Below are 14,693 nucleotides of genomic sequence, written 5' to 3' on the forward strand. Positions count from 1 at the left end.
TCGCAGTCGGACGAACGCGGCGGACGCGGTGTTGGTCTTCACGTACGGTGCTCGCAAGGCGGACCGATTGCTCGCCCAGGGCCTTGCCATGACGCCTAACGTTTGAGGTAACGCGCGGCCGCCGGCGGAGCGCCAGGGCCGCGAGGCACATGATGTGCCTGGGTGCCTCGCGGCCCTGGCGCGTAGCTGGTGGACGTCGCGTTGACCGAAGGGTTAGGCCTCATTTTTCTGAAGAGAACTGGTGGAGGAAGTGAATTGCCATGCCAACAAAGCCGACGAGAACGGCGAGGCCGGCGATGACGATGCCGCTCCGTTGATGAAGGAATACAGCAATGAGCCAGCCAAGAGATGCAAGAATGAACGCCCCGAGCATGATTTTCAACCCGATGAGCTTCTGCGCTTGTACAGGAGGAAGCAAATTCGCAATACGGCTATACGTCAGTGACGCGATCCACAACGCAAGGATTCCGATCGTGACTCCGACAACTGGAGGAACGATCGGCCTTTCAAAGAGCTCAGGGCGGGCGACGGGCAGCGATAGACCAATGAGCCCCGTCCACACAACGAAGAGAACACGCAGCGCTACGCGGACGGAAGATTTCATCTTTGGTCTTTAACGGTGTACGCCCGAATCGTAACGCCGGAGGCGGGGGCGTGAGGCCTAACGTTTGAGGTAACGCGCGGCCGCCAGCGGAGCGCCAGGGCCGCGAGGCAGATGATATGCCTGAGAGCCTCGCGGCCCTGGCGCGTAGCTGGTGGACGTCGCGTTGACCGAAGGGTTAGGCCTCGGACGCGTGGTGACCGTGAACACCGCGAGCACCTGAAGGACGGCGTGGCGGGGACGCTGAAGATGCCAGGGGCGACCGATGCGCTTTGTTTGATGCTCGGTGAGCATTGACGCGCCTGATGCCAGAGCCATGCAGTGTGTTCTGGTCTTGTTGACCTTGGAGCGTAGGATCCTGAACGGCCACCGCTCCTCATTGGGTTCTTCGACGTGCTCAGGCCTTGCGCCGACCGTACAGCCCGATGCAGGCCCTGACTCGGCTTTCGTTGCCAGAGCCGATGCGCAACCGGTGTTCGGCCGTTCCTCTGGTGGCTGATGCGATGGCGGCCGAGTGCGTGTGGTGCTTCTGGCAGCGCTACGAGCCGTGGAGGACGTGTTGACCCGAGGCCTAACGTTTGAGGTAACGCGCGGCCGCCAGCGGAGCGCCAGGGCCGCGAGGCAGATGATATGCCTGGGTGCCTCGCGGCCCTGGCGCGTAGCTGGTGGACGTCGCGTTGACCGAAGGGTTAGGCCTCGCTGCCCTCGCAGGCCGACGACACGAGAACACAGGGCTTGACGCGGGTGATGCAGCCTGGTGCTCTGCCGCCAACCGGTGAGGAACTCGCCAAGGCGCCGACGCGAGAATTGACGCCCAGTTCATGCAGGCTCAACTTCGTCTGGATGCATGGCCTCCAACCAGATAGTGAATCCGGTGTTCGGGTCGCTGCATTCGACCTCGTATCCAACGGTCGGGTGTGAATAGACTCCGACGATAGTGCCGACATCACCAATTCTTGGATGTCTCTGATGAACTGGTGGATCGAATGCGAAACGGTCTTCGTGAAGTGCCTTGACTCGAACCGTGTCGTACTGACGAAAAGCTCCAAGCATGACGCGAGGCCTAACGTGATATCGACATCAACAAGACGTTGATGCCAATGGCCGGAACCGGCGACGTACGGCTGGATCCTGCAATAAGCGTCATTGCGGGTTTACCCTTGAATTGGGACACGATGACGCAGGATTCGAAGGTTTCTGGCCACCAGGTGAGGCACCAACCAGTATTTCTCCTTGGGCCGCCATGTTGCTTTGCAGGCCAGCAGCAACGCGCGAGTGCGCTTGTCCATGGGTGGAATGCGCACCGCGATAACTGTACGCTGACGCGACGCAACTGGAGTGCTCTCGACCAGAAGCTCAACGGTCGTATGTCGGACCGCCCCGTCTGTACTGAGTCGATGACGAACGCACACAAGATCCTTCCCGTAGCGTCGCGCAAGGCGCTTGGCCCCGTCCTGATCTGGCGCGTAGGTTTTGGCTACGCGCAGGCGGGAGAGTTGGATTTCTGTCTTTTCCACGTCGGCAATTCTCCGGTGGCTAGAGAGGCGATTCGTCGTACCGCCGTACCGTCTTCAATCAGAGTTCTGCGTCCTTGTCCCATTTTGCACCGAGCGCCCTGGCCGTCGCTTGCAGTTCGTTCTCCAGGCGGCCGATGCGTACGGCGAAGATCCGGCGGTCGACGCCGGGGCCGGTGACCGGCGCTTCGTCGACGATCAACTCGACGGTGGTGTAACGGCGCAAGCCCGTCGCGTCGTGACGATAACGGACGCACAGCAGCGCAGCGCCATAGCGCCTGCTGAGCTTGATCGTGCCCGCCTGCGGCGGCCACAGTGTCTTGACGACCCGGGTACCGCGGCTCTTGCGGCGGCGCTGCGTCGATGCATGGTTTGACGGCGGCATGCCTTGTCCTCCCTTTCGTGGGGCCTCCGCTTGCGGGCGGGGCGCTCTCTTGATACTGTATATATGTACAGCAATCGATGTGGAAAGGCAAGTCAGGCATGTCATCGTCGTCGCCTTCGGCCGAGGCTTCCGGCCCGCGTTTGCTCGACACCTTGCGCGAGCAGGTTCGTTATATGCACTACAGCCTGCGCACCGAGGAGGCCTATGTCCACTGGGTGCGCGCCTTCATCCATTTCCATGGAAGGCGCCATCCGTCCGAGCTGTCGGCCGCCGAGGTCGAGTCCTTCCTGACGTGGCTCGCGGCCGAGCGTCAGGTGGCGCCGTCGACGCATCATCAGGCGCTGTCGGCGCTGCTGTTCCTGTACCAGAAGGTATTGCGCCTGGACCTGCCGTGGCTGAGCGACATCGGCCGCCCGAAGTACGTCCGCCGGTTGCCGGTCGTGCTGTCGCGCGACGAGGTCGCTCGCCTGCTGGCGGCGATGGATCGCCAGCCCGAGCCGCATGGCCTGCTGGCGCGCCTGCTTTACGGCACCGGCCTGCGCCTGATGGAAGGCCTGCGCCTGCGCGTCAAGGACATCGAGTTCGAGCGCCAGGCGCTGATCGTTCGCGAAGGCAAAGGCGCCAAGGATCGGGTCGTCATGCTGCCGTCTTCGCTGGAGGATGCGCTGCGCGGGCAACTGGCCCACGTGCATCGTGTCTGGTCCGCCGACCGGGCCGCAGGGCTCGGCGGGGTGCAATTGCCGCATGCCCTCGCGCGCAAGTACCCCCGCGCGCCTGAGGGCTGGGCCTGGTTCTGGCTCTTTCCCCAGGCCGAGCCTTCGCTCGATCCCCGCGGCGCCGGCCTGCGCCGCCATCACGTGCTGGACCAGACTTTCCAGCGTGCCTTCCGGCGCGGCCTGGCCGCCGCACGCATTGCCAAGCCGGCCACGCCGCACACCCTGCGCCATTCCTTCGCCACCCATCTGCTGCAGGCCGGCTACGACATCCGTACCGTGCAGGAACTGCTCGGCCATGCCGATGTCAGCACGACGATGATCTACACCCATGTGCTGAAGCTGGGCGGTGGCGCGGTGCGCAGCCCGCTCGACCGGCTCGGTGATCCGCCCGTGGATGGAATGACGACAACACCCCGTCCGCAGTCGCCCTTGCCGGACACGCTGCCGCCCTCCACCGCCCGTTTCGCCCGCGAGCCCGAACCGTGCTACCGCATCTCCCCCGCTACGCCGAACTGCACTGCCGCAGCAATTTCAGCTTTCTGAGCGGCGCGTCGCATCCGGAAGAGCTGATCGCGGCCGCTCGTGACCGGCGTTATTCAGCGCTGGCCATCACCGACGAGTGCTCCTTCGCCGGCGTCGTGCGCGCGCATGTCGAAGCGCTTCAACAGCAAGAACAACAGCAACAACAACAACAACAATCCGATCAGCCACCGCAGCCGAGCCTGAAGCTGATCATCGGCGCCGAGATGCGTCTCGATGCCTCGCCGGCGCCGTCATCATCCCCCGCGGAACTGCGCCCGCTGGAGCTCGACCCGCTCGATCCGCTCGAGCTGCCCCCCGCTGCGCCGCCCGCTGCCGGCATGCGCCTGGTGCTGCTGGTGCAGTCGCACCGCGGCTACGTGAACCTGTCGCGCTGGATCAGCATTGCGCGCTGCCGCGCCGCCAAAGGCACCTACCAGGCCCATGCCAGCGACCTGGAGGGCCGGATCCCCTCGGCGCCGTTCCTCGCCGGCCTGCCGGGCTGCCTCGCGCTGCTGGTGCTCGACGGTACGCTGGATTTCGCGACGCAGTACGCGCAGGCCTGCTGGCTGCGCAACTGGTTCGGCGGCGATCGCGCATGGCTGGCGGTGTCGCAGCTGCGCCGCGTGCACGATCGGCGCCTGGTGCGCCTGGCGCGCCGGCTGGCGGCAGCCACCGGTCTGGGCATCGTCGCCACCGGCGACGTGACGATGCACTCACGCTCGCGCAAGCCGCTGCTCGATGTGCTGACCGCGACGCGTCTGAAGCAGACGGTCGCCGATTGCGGCGACGCGCTGGCGCCGAATGCCGAGCGTTATCTGCGTTCGCGCCAGCGCCTGGCCGCGCTCTATCCCGCCGAATGGATGGAGGCCGCGGCGGCGCTCGCCGAGCGCTGCAATTTTTCGCTCGCGGAATTGCGCTACCAATACCCGCGCGAAATCGTGCCCGATGGCGAGACGCCGGCGACCTGGCTGCGCGAGCTGACCGAGCGCGGTCTGCGCGAGCGCTTCCCCGACGGCCCGTCGACCGACGTGCGCGCGACGATCGAGAAAGAGCTCGAATTGATCGGCCGGCTGCAATACGAGGCCTATTTCCTGACGATCGCCGACATCGTTCATTGGGCGCGTTCGCAAGGCATCCTGTGCCAGGGCCGCGGCAGTGCGGCCAATTCACTGGTCTGCTATTGCCTGAGGGTGACGGAGGTCGACCCGCGCCGCGCCACGCTGCTGTTCGAACGTTTCGTCAGCGCCGAGCGCAACGAGCCGCCGGACATCGATGTCGATTTCGAGCACCAGCGCCGGGAGGAGGTGATCCAGTACATCTACAGGAAATACGGCCGCCACCGTGCGGCATTGACCGCGGTGGTCATCAGTTACCGGCCACGTTCGGCGCTGCGCGATGTCGGCCGTGCGCTGGGTTTCGATCTCGACCGCATCGCCGCGGTGTCGAAGGGCCAGCATTGGTTCGACGGCCGCCACATCGCGCCCGAGCGCCTGCGCGAGAACGGCATCGATCCGGATTCCGCGCTGTGCCGCCATTGGATGGCCATCACGCGCGAATTGATCGGCTTTCCGCGCCACCTGAGCCAGCATCCCGGCGGTTTCCTGATCGCGCGCGACGAGATCGCGCAGGTCGTGCCGATCGAGAACGCGACGATGGAAAACCGCACGGTGATCCAGTGGGACAAGGACGACCTCGACAGCCTGCGCCTGCTGAAGGTCGACATTCTCGCGCTCGGCATGCTCAGCGCGATCCGCCGCGCGATGGCCTTCGTCGAGCACAAGACCGGCCGGCCGCACGAGATCGCCACGCTGATGAACGAGGCCGACGATCCGGTGGTCTACGACATGCTGTGTCGCGGCGACAGCGTCGGCGTCTTCCAGGTCGAGAGCCGCGCGCAGATGAGCATGCTGCCGCGCCTGAAGCCGCGCTGTTATTACGACCTGGTGATCGAGGTGGCGATCGTGCGCCCCGGGCCGATCCAGGGCGGCATGGTCCATCCCTTCCTGCGCCGGCGCAACGGCGAGGAGCCCGCCGACATTCCGCGCCCTGAATTGCTGCCGGCGCTCGGGCGCACGAAAGGCGTGCCGATCTTTCAGGAGCAGGTGATGCAGATCGCGATGATCGCCGCCGAATTCACCGCCGGCGAAGCCGATCAATTGCGCCGCGCGATGGCGGCCTGGAAGCGCAAGGGTGGGCTCGGGCCGTTCTACGAGCGTCTGGTCGAGCGCATGGTCCACCGCGGCTACGAGCTCGAGTTTGCCGAGCGCATCTTCAAGCAGATCGAGGGCTTCGGCGAATACGGATTCCCGGAAAGCCATGCGGCCAGTTTTGCATTGCTGGTCTATGTCAGCGCGTGGCTCAAGTGCCACCATCCCGATGCGTTCCTCGCCGCGTTGCTCAATAGTCAGCCGATGGGCTTTTATGCGCCGGCGCAATTGGTGCGCGATGCGCGCGAGCATGGTGTCGAAGTGCGGCCGGTCGACGTGCTGCGCAGCGAATGGGACAGCGTGCTGGAGATCGCGGCCCCGTCCCCTGGCGAATCGCGGCCGCTGCTGCAGCCGGTGCGGCTGGGCTTGAGCCGGCTGACGGGTTTTCGCGAGCAGGATGCGCTGCGCCTCGTCGCTGCGCGGGCCGAAGGACCGTTCGCCGGCGTCGAGGACCTGGCACGCCGCGCGGCGCTCGACGAGCATGCGCTGCGGCTGCTGGCGCAGGGTGATGCGCTGGGCGGGCTGCTCGCGGCAGCGGCCGCCGGCCATCGCCACCAGGCCGCCTGGGCCGTGCGCGGCATCGACACCCACGCCACCGCGCTGCTGCAATCGACGCGTACGCTGGAAGAGGCGGCGCGGCTGGCCGCGCCTTCGCTGGGCGAAGACGTCGTGGCCGACTACCAGGCCACCCGACTGTCGCTGAAAGCCCATCCGGTGGCGCTGCTGCGCGAGCAGCTGGCCGCCTTCAAGGTGCAGCCGGCGGCGGTGCTGAAGTTTTACCGCCACGGCCAGCTGGCGCGCGCGTCGGGCCTGGTGACGCACCGCCAGCGGCCCGAGACCGCGAAGGGCGTGATCTTCGTGACGCTGGAGGACGACACCGGCGCCGTCAACGTGATCGTCTGGCCGGCGGTGGCCGAAGCGCAGCGCCAGGCCTTGCTCGCGTCGCGGCTGTTGACGGTGTATGGCGTCTGGCAGCGTGAGGGCGAGGTGCGCCACCTGGTCGCGCAGCGCCTGGTCGATCATTCCGCGCTGCTCAATGGCCTGGAGATCCGCAGCCGCGATTTCCATTGATCCGCCTGCGGCCGAGCGGCTCGGCACCCCGGCTCGGCGCGCACAATCCGCGCATGGCCCGTCCCGCCATGCCGGCCGACCCCGACCCCGCCGATGACCGCTTCGACAGCGACGGCGGCCTGCGTTGGCGCCCGGCCGCCGGCCGCGCCGAGCAACTGATGATCCTGCTGTCCGGCAGCGACATGCCGGCTGCGGCATGGCTGCCGCTGGCGCAGGTGCTGCGCCAGGCCTTCCCGCAGGCGGTCTTGATGGCGGCGGCTGTCGAATCCGGCGCGGATGTCGCCGCCGCCGTGCCGATCATCGAGGACGCCGCGCTGGCTCGCCTGCAGGACTGGGTGCATGCCGCGCAGCGCGACAGCGGCGTCGGTCCGGCCGCCACCGCATTGGTCGGCGTCTCGGTCGGTGCGATGCTGGCACTCGAGCTTGTCGGCCGCGAAGACGGCATCGCCGGCCGCGTGCTCGCCTTCGGTGGCCGCTACGCGCGTCTGCCCGAAGCCGCGCCGCGTTTCACGACGATCCACCTGTTCCACGGTGCCGACGATGCGGTCGTGCCGGTCGCGTTTGCCCGAGCCGCCATCGAGCGCCTCGGCGCGCTGCACGGCGACGCGACGATCGACATCGCCGGCGCCACCGGCCATGGCCTCGCGCCGGTGCTGGTCGACTGCGCGCTGAATCGCCTGCGCAGCCACATCCCGCACCGCACCTGGGCCGCCGCGCTCGGCGGCGCACCGCCCGGGCGCATCGACGACGATCGTTGAACCCGCTCCGCTCTAGCGGATGGCGGCCTTCGCCAGGCCCGCGCGGCACTCGATGCTGCCGACCAGCCGCTGGTACTGGCCCGAGCTGCGCAATTGCGCCAGTCCGCGGTTGAAGCGCTGCATCCGCGCCGCGCTGTCGGGCAGGCGCTTCGACAGCATCAGGTGCGTGGTGAAGACCTCGGTGATCAGCTTCGGGTTGGCGGCGATGCGCGGCCAGTCCTCGGGCTTGAAGTGCTGCTCGAGCAGGTAGCAGGCGACGTTGCGGTCCAGCGGCACGACGTCGACGCGGCCGGCCACCAGCATGCGCAGCAGCGACAGGTCGTCGGGCACCCAGTCGACGCGCAGCGCGCCGCTGGCGGCCAGCGCATGGAATTCCGGCGTGTAGGTGTAGGTGCGCACGCCGCCGATGCGCAAGGGTGCCAGCGCATCGAGCCGCTGCCAGTCCAGCGCCACCCCGGCGCGGTGCAGCAGCACCCATTGTTCGGTCAATACGTTGTCCGACAGCAGGAAGTCCTGTTCGCGGTCCGGGCGCCGGCCCCAGTGCGCCGTGCCGTGGTAGCGGCCGGTGCGCGCTTCTTCCTGTGCACGGCCCCAGGGCAGGAAGGTGTACGCGACCTCGACGCCCACGCGCTCGAAGGCCGCCCGGATGACCGCCAGCGCGATGCCCTGGTCGGGCCGGCTGGCGGTGGCATAGGGCGGCAACTCGCCGGTGGCGATGCGCAGGCGCTCGGCCGCGGCGGGCAGCGCCACGACCTGCCATACCGCGGCCGCTGCCACGAGGACTTGTCGCAGAAGCCGGTGGGGGCCACGCATGGTCTGCCGATCATAGGTCGCTGCGTACACTTCAGAAATGATCAGCCCCCAACTCACTTCGTTCGCGGCCCCCAAGGGGCGCTCAGTGCCCTACGGGCGGCCGGGCGAGCACTGATGCTGTTTCTGATCTCGCCGGCGAAGACGCTGGACTATCACACGCCCGTCGCGCCGCGCCTGGCGAAGGCGGCCACCGAGCCGCTCTACACCGGCCGCGCGGCCGAGCTGATCCGCCGCCTGAAGCCGCTGAAGACGGCCCAGGTCGCCGCGCTGATGGACTTGTCCGACGAGCTCGCCGCGCTGAATGTCGGACGCTATGCCGTCTGGTCGCCGACGGCCGACGAGCACAACAGCCGCCCGGCCGCCTGGGCCTTCGATGGCGATGTCTACGACGGGCTGCAGGCGAAGACGCTGCGACCGTCGGACTGGACCTGGGCGCAGGACCACCTGGTGATCCTGTCGGGCCTGTACGGCGTGCTGCGGCCGCTCGACCGCCTGCAGCCCTACCGCCTCGAGATGGGCACGCGGCTGCCGACGTCGCGCGGCAAGGACCTGTACGAGTACTGGGGCGACGCCATCGCCGAGCATCTGAACCAGCGCCTGGCGACGGCCGGGGCCCAGGGCGGCAGCGCGGCGGCGCGCGCGCCGGTGGTCGTCAACCTCGCGTCGCAGGAATACTTCCGTGCCGCCGGCCGGCCGGCGCTGAAGGCGCGGGTCGTCGAGTGCGTGTTCGAGGACTGGAAGGACGGCCGCTACAAGATCATCAGCTTCTTCGCCAAGCGCGCCCGCGGGCTGATGGCGCGCTGGTGCATCCAGGAGCGGGTGGCCAGCGTGGCGAAGCTGCGGCGCTTCGAAGACCAGGGTTATGCGCTCGCCGACGACGCATCGAGCGCCGACCGGCTGGTGTTTCGACGGCGACTGGATTGATCACGATTCATTGCGCGAGAATTCCGCAATCAGGAGCCCGCCGGGCCGCCCCAAGGGCGAATACCGGAGGGTGCAGCCCGAAGGTTGACAAGTGAGTACTTCGCAGGCCATCACGCCCGAATTGCGGCAATGGATCATCGAGCAGGCCAAGGCCGGCTGCCAGCCGGAAGCGGTGCTGCAATCGATGCGCGCGAGCGGCTGGGACGAGGCGGTGGCGGTCGAGGCGCTCGAGCAGACGCTGAGCCAGTTCCTTGCCGATCGGGCCCAGGCCGCCGTGCTGCCGCCACCGGTCAAGGTGCCCGATGCCGACCTGCAAGGGTCACCGAGCCGCGTCTGGGCGGGGGATCGCGAGGTCGAGATCCTGGTCGCGATGCAGAACCCGCGCGTCGTGCTGTTCGGTGGGCTGCTGTCGGACGAGGATTGCGACGAGCTGATCGCAGCCGCCGGCCCGCGCATGTCGCGCTCGGAGACCGTCGTCAATGCGACCGGCGGCAGCGAGGTGCATGACTCGCGCACCAGCCGCGGCATGTTCTTCGGCCGCGGCGAGAACGCCGTCTGCACGCGCGTCGAGCAGCGCATCGCCACGCTGCTGCGCTGGCCGGTGATCAATGGCGAGGGCCTGCAGGTGCTGCATTACGCGCCGGGGGCCGAGTACAAGCCGCACTACGACTATTTCGACCCGGCGCAGCCCGGCATGGCCACCGTGCTCAAGCGCGGCGGCCAGCGCGTAGGCACCCTGGTGATGTACCTGAACTCGCCGACCAAGGGCGGCGCGACGGTCTTTCCCGATGTCGGCCTGGAGGTCGCGCCGATCAAGGGCAACGGCGTCTTCTTCAGTTACGACCGCGCCCACCCGGTGACCAAGACGCTGCATGGCGGCGCCCCGGTCGTCGAGGGCGAGAAGTGGGTCGCGACGAAGTGGCTCAGGGAAGGCGAGTTCATCTAGAACTCGCCTTGGCGCAGATCAGCGCTTCGGCTGCGTCAGGCGGGGGCCCGGGCGCGGACCGGCCGGACGCGCGCCTTCGCGGCGGTCGTCGGTGCGGCGGCCGCTCGGCTGGCCGTGCGGCGCGGGTTGCGTCGCATGGCCGGCGCCGACGCGGTCATGGCGCGGCGCCTGCGCGCGTTGCGCATTGGCCGGCGGGTTGCCATCACGGCGCGGTTCGCCACGCGGATCGCGCGGCTTGGCCGCCGGCGCGTGGCCGCCGCCGCGCGCGCCATCACGGCCGCCATCACGGCCGCCATCACGCCGCGGCTCGGCCGGGCGGCCACCGCCATGGCGCTGGTGCGAGCCACCGCCGCCGCCACCGGCATTGCGCCGCGTGCCGCCGACGCCGATCGTCATGCGCCCGAGCACGATCGGCTCGGCCTTCTCGCCGGCCGGCGGCTCGAAGCCGGGCACCGTCTCGCGCGGGATGCTGCGCTTGATCAGCTTCTCGATGTCGCGCAGGAAGATGTCCTCGTCGACGCAGACCAGCGAGATCGCCTCGCCCTGCGCGCCGGCGCGGCCGGTGCGGCCGATGCGGTGCACGTAGTCCTCGGGGATGTTCGGCAGCTCGAAGTTGACGACGTGCGGCAGCTGGTCGATGTCGATGCCGCGCGCGGCGATGTCGGTGGCCACCAGCACCTGCAGGTCGCCGGTCTTGAACTCGGCCAGCGCCTTGGTGCGCGCACCCTGGCTCTTGTTGCCGTGGATCGCCATCGCGCTGATCTCTTCCTTGTTCAGGAATTCGGCCAGCCGGTTCGCGCCATGCTTCATGCGGGTGAAGACCAGCACCTGGTGCCAGTCGCCCTCGCGGATCAGGTGCGCCAGCAGCTCCTTCTTGCGCTCGCGGCCGACCGGGTGCACCTTCTGCGCGATGGTGTCGGCGGTGGCATTGCGGCGCGCCACCTCGATCAGCGCCGGGGCGTTCAGCAGGCGGTCGGCCAGCGCCTTGATCTCGTCGCTGAAGGTGGCCGAGAACAGCAGGCTCTGCTTCTTCTGCGGCAGGATCGCCAGCACCTTCTTGATGTCGTGGATGAAGCCCATGTCGAGCATGCGATCGGCTTCGTCGAGCACGAAGATCTGCACGTTCGACAGGTCCAGCGTGCCTTGCTGGTGGTGGTCGAGCAGGCGGCCCGGCGTGGCGACGAGGATGTCGATGCCGCGCCGCAGCTTGTCCACCTGCGGCTGCATGCCGACGCCGCCGAACATGACCATCGAGGTCAGCGGCAGGTGCTTGCCGTAGGTGCGCACGCTTTCTTCGACCTGCGCGGCGAGCTCGCGCGTGGGGGTCAGGATCAGCGCGCGGATCGCGACGCGGCCCTTGGCATCACGCAGCGGCTTGGCGGCCGCCAGGCGGTGCAGCAGCGGCAGCGTGAAGCCGGCGGTCTTGCCGGTGCCGGTCTGCGCGCCGGCCATCAGGTCGCCGCCTTGCAGCACGGCGGGAATCGCCTGGACCTGGATCGGGGTGGGGGTGTCGTAGCCCTGCTCGCGCACGGCGCGCAGGATCGGCTCGGCGAGGCCGAGTTCGTTGAAGTTCATTCGGAGTGTGGCCCCGGGGTGGTGGGGCAAACTGCATCGGCCTGCTGCTGCCGGTCTTGCACGGCGGCACCAGTCGGGTAGGCCCAAGGGGGTGAGCGGGGTCGGAAACGACTGCGGCAGCGTGACTGGTGGCGCTGCCGCAAGTGGGCATTGTACCGGTCGCTCCCATCAAGTCGCCCCTGCAGCGGGCCGATAACCGTGCGAACCATGCCCGCAACTTCGCTGTTCGGTGCGCTGGCCCTGGCCTGGCGGCGCGAATTCAATGTCTACACGGCCTGTGACCGTGACTCGGCGGAGCTGCGCGCGCGCCATCTGAACAGCGTCACCCGGCTGACGCCGCTGATGGTGCTGGCCAACGTCGGCAACGCGGCGATCGTCGCGCTGGCCTTCGACGGCGTGCCGCTGCTGCATCGCATGGTGTGGCTGTCCGTCCTGCTGGCGCTGTGCGGCATCGGCCTGCGCGCCTGGTGGCGCCGCCGCGACAAGGCGGCGACCAGCGTCTCGCCGCGGGCGGCCCGGCACGCGACGATCGGCGCCGCGTTGCTCGGCATCGTCTGGGGCGGCATCGCGGTGGCCTGGTTCCCGGGCGCCTCGCCGCCGCAGCAGCTGCTGCTGACCGGCCTGATCCTGGGCACGATGTGCGGCGGCGCGTTCGCGCTGGCGCCGCTGCCGATGGCCGCGCTGGCGCAACTCGGCACGCTGAGCCTCGGCTCGTCGATCGCGCTGCTGCGCGACCACGGCCCGGCCACGCTGTACCTGATGCTGCTGCTGCTGCTGTACGTCGCGGTGCTGGCGATCAGCGTGCTGGCCACCGCCCGCGTCTTCACCGCCCGGCTGCGCTCGGAACGCGAGGCGTCGCGCCAGGGTCACCTGATCGGCCTGCTGCTGCGCGACTTCGAGGAACATTCGGCCGACGTGCTGTGGGAATGCGGCGCCGGCGGGCTGCTGACGCACGTCTCGCCGCGCCTGTCCGCGGCGCTCGGCAGCAGTGCCGCCGAGCTGCAGGGCGGCACCTTGCTCGATGCGCTGGCCAGCCGCCGCGCGACCAACGAAGCCGACAGCCACCTCGCTGCGCTGCGCACCTCGCTGAACCTCGGCCAGGCCTTTCGCGATCTGGTCGTGCCGGTGCAGACGGCGAGCAACGGGCTGCGCTGGTGGTCGTTCTCGGCCAAGCCGCTGGTCGACGAGCTTGGACACCACGCCGGCTGGCGCGGCGTGATCTCCGATGTCACGCAGGCACGCGAAACGCATCGGCGCCTGGCCTACCTGGCGCATTTCGACTCACTGACCGGCCTGGCCAATCGCCTCGAGCTGCGCGAGCAGCTGGCGCGCGCCATGGAGGTCTCGGCGGCGCCCGATGCGCCGCCGCTGCGCACCGCGCTGATGTGCCTGGACGTCGACCACTTCAAGTCGATCAACGACACGCTCGGCCATGCCGCGGGCGACGCGGTGCTGGCCGAGGTCGGGCGCCGGCTGCAGTCCTGCCTGCGCCAGGCCGACCTGGCCGCGCGCCTGGGCGGCGATGAATTCGCGCTGGTGATCACCGACGTGCGCTCCGACGACGAGGTGGCCGCGCTCGCGCGCCGCCTGGTGCAGGTGCTGTGCCAGCCCTGCGAGGTGGCCGGGCGCCAGGTGGCGCTGGGCACCAGCATCGGCGTGGCGATCGCGCCCGACCATGGCCGCACGCTCGACGAGCTGATGGGCAACGCCGACCTGGCCTTGTACGCGGCGAAAGAGGCCGGCCGCGCCCGTTTCGAAATCTTCGTGCCGCGGCTGGGCGACCGCCGGCGCCGCCGCGTGGCGATCGAGCAGGCGCTGCGCGGTGCGCTCTCGCGCAGCGAGATGCACCTGCACTGGCAGCCGCGCGTCGACGTGTCGCGCTGGGAAGTGGTTGGCGCCGAGGTGCTGCTGCGCTGGCAGCATCCGGAGCTCGGCCGCATCAACCCGGACGAATTCATCGGCATCGCCGAGGACGCGGGGCTGATTGCCGAGATCGGGCTGTGGGTGCTGCAGCGCGCCTGCGCGCACGCGGTGCAGATGCCGCCGCACCTGCTGGTCTCGGTCAATGTCTCGCCGGCGCAGCTGCAGCGCGAGGACTTCGCGGCGCTGGCGCTGCGGGCGATCGAGCGCTCCGGGCTGCCGCCGCAGCGCCTGGAGCTCGAGGTCACCGAATCGCTGTTCATGGACGAGACCTCGGCGCAGGCGCTGGCCAACCTGCACGCGCTGCGCAACGTCGGCGTGCGCATCGCGCTGGACGACTTCGGCACCGGCTATTCGTCGCTGGCCTACCTGCGCCGCTTCCCGTTCGACACGCTGAAGATCGACCGCGCCTTCGTGCGCGAGCTGATGACGCGGCACGACGCGCGGGCGATCGTGCGCACGATCCTCGAGCTGGCCAAGACGCTGGGCATGGAGACGATCGCCGAGGGCGTCGAGGAGCCGGCGCAGCTGGATGTCCTGCGCGAGGCCGGCTGCGGCTCGATCCAGGGCTTCATGGTCGCGCGGCCGATGCCGCGCGGCGATTTCCTGCGCCTGATGAAGAACTGGACGACGCCCGGGACGGCCTACATGGGCCTGGATCTCGACATCGACAGCGAACGCAGCCGCGACGCGGCCTGAGCCGTCATCGGCGCGGCCGTTGAACGCGGCGACAATACGCGT

The 14,693-nt window shown here is 68.8% G+C and carries 11 protein-coding genes; 6 read left to right on the forward strand and 5 right to left on the reverse strand.

Annotated elements, in window-relative coordinates:
* Positions 1-220: 220 nt before the first annotated feature.
* The 3 genes from HLB44_RS12670 to HLB44_RS12680 form a co-directional block, all read right to left on the reverse strand.
* Positions 221-604, reverse strand: a complete 384-nt coding sequence (locus tag HLB44_RS12670; protein ID WP_173122976.1) for a hypothetical protein — start codon at positions 602-604, stop codon at positions 221-223.
* Between the two features lie 816 nt (positions 605-1,420).
* Positions 1,421-1,654 carry a DUF4926 domain-containing protein gene (locus HLB44_RS38350; RefSeq protein WP_173122977.1) on the reverse strand — a complete coding sequence of 78 codons (234 nt, stop codon included), beginning with the start codon at positions 1,652-1,654 and terminating at the stop codon, positions 1,421-1,423.
* A gap of 522 nt (positions 1,655-2,176) precedes the next feature.
* The gene (locus HLB44_RS12680) at positions 2,177-2,500 is read right to left on the reverse strand and encodes a hypothetical protein (RefSeq protein ID WP_173122978.1); all 324 of its coding nucleotides are present in this window, start codon (positions 2,498-2,500) and stop codon (positions 2,177-2,179) included.
* A 98-nt stretch (positions 2,501-2,598) separates the two neighbouring features.
* Here HLB44_RS12680 and HLB44_RS12685 point away from each other — a divergent pair, with 98 nt between their 5' ends.
* Genes HLB44_RS12685 through HLB44_RS12695 form a run of 3 tightly spaced genes read left to right on the forward strand, consistent with a single transcriptional unit; the run spans position 2,599 to position 7,774 of the window.
* Positions 2,599-3,759: an integron integrase gene (locus HLB44_RS12685; protein ID WP_173122979.1), complete on the forward strand. Its 1,161-nt coding sequence runs from the start codon at positions 2,599-2,601 to the stop codon at positions 3,757-3,759.
* A complete protein-coding gene (locus HLB44_RS12690; RefSeq protein WP_173122980.1) occupies positions 3,699-7,016 on the forward strand; it encodes an error-prone DNA polymerase in 3,318 nt (1,105 codons plus the stop codon). The genes HLB44_RS12685 and HLB44_RS12690 overlap by 61 nt, the downstream gene beginning before the upstream one ends.
* 53 nt (positions 7,017-7,069) lie before the next feature.
* Positions 7,070-7,774 carry a dienelactone hydrolase family protein gene (locus HLB44_RS12695; RefSeq protein WP_246312245.1) on the forward strand — a complete coding sequence of 235 codons (705 nt, stop codon included), beginning with the start codon at positions 7,070-7,072 and terminating at the stop codon, positions 7,772-7,774.
* Positions 7,775-7,786: 12 nt separating this feature from the next.
* Here the strand turns inward: HLB44_RS12695 and HLB44_RS12700 are convergent, their stop codons facing one another.
* Positions 7,787-8,551, reverse strand: a complete 765-nt coding sequence (locus HLB44_RS12700; protein WP_173122981.1) for a transporter substrate-binding domain-containing protein — start codon at positions 8,549-8,551, stop codon at positions 7,787-7,789.
* A gap of 150 nt (positions 8,552-8,701) precedes the next feature.
* Here HLB44_RS12700 and yaaA point away from each other — a divergent pair, with 150 nt between their 5' ends.
* Both yaaA and HLB44_RS12710 read left to right on the forward strand, forming a co-directional pair.
* Complete coding sequence (yaaA, locus tag HLB44_RS12705; RefSeq protein WP_173122982.1) at positions 8,702-9,511, forward strand: peroxide stress protein YaaA; 810 nt, start codon at positions 8,702-8,704, stop codon at positions 9,509-9,511.
* A 91-nt stretch (positions 9,512-9,602) separates the two neighbouring features.
* Complete coding sequence (locus HLB44_RS12710; protein WP_343051309.1) at positions 9,603-10,457, forward strand: 2OG-Fe(II) oxygenase; 855 nt, start codon at positions 9,603-9,605, stop codon at positions 10,455-10,457.
* Positions 10,458-10,475: 18 nt separating this feature from the next.
* Here the strand turns inward: HLB44_RS12710 and HLB44_RS12715 are convergent, their stop codons facing one another.
* Positions 10,476-12,032 carry a DEAD/DEAH box helicase gene (locus HLB44_RS12715; RefSeq protein ID WP_173122983.1) on the reverse strand — a complete coding sequence of 519 codons (1,557 nt, stop codon included), beginning with the start codon at positions 12,030-12,032 and terminating at the stop codon, positions 10,476-10,478.
* Positions 12,033-12,239: 207 nt separating this feature from the next.
* On the opposite strand from HLB44_RS12715, the gene HLB44_RS12720 reads away from it, so the two are divergent.
* The gene (locus HLB44_RS12720) at positions 12,240-14,651 is read left to right on the forward strand and encodes a putative bifunctional diguanylate cyclase/phosphodiesterase (RefSeq protein WP_173122984.1); all 2,412 of its coding nucleotides are present in this window, start codon (positions 12,240-12,242) and stop codon (positions 14,649-14,651) included.
* The last annotated feature ends 42 nt before the right edge of the window (positions 14,652-14,693 follow it).

The organism is Pseudaquabacterium terrae, assembly GCF_013266755.1.
Classification (GTDB): domain Bacteria; phylum Pseudomonadota; class Gammaproteobacteria; order Burkholderiales; family Burkholderiaceae_C; genus Pseudaquabacterium; species Pseudaquabacterium terrae.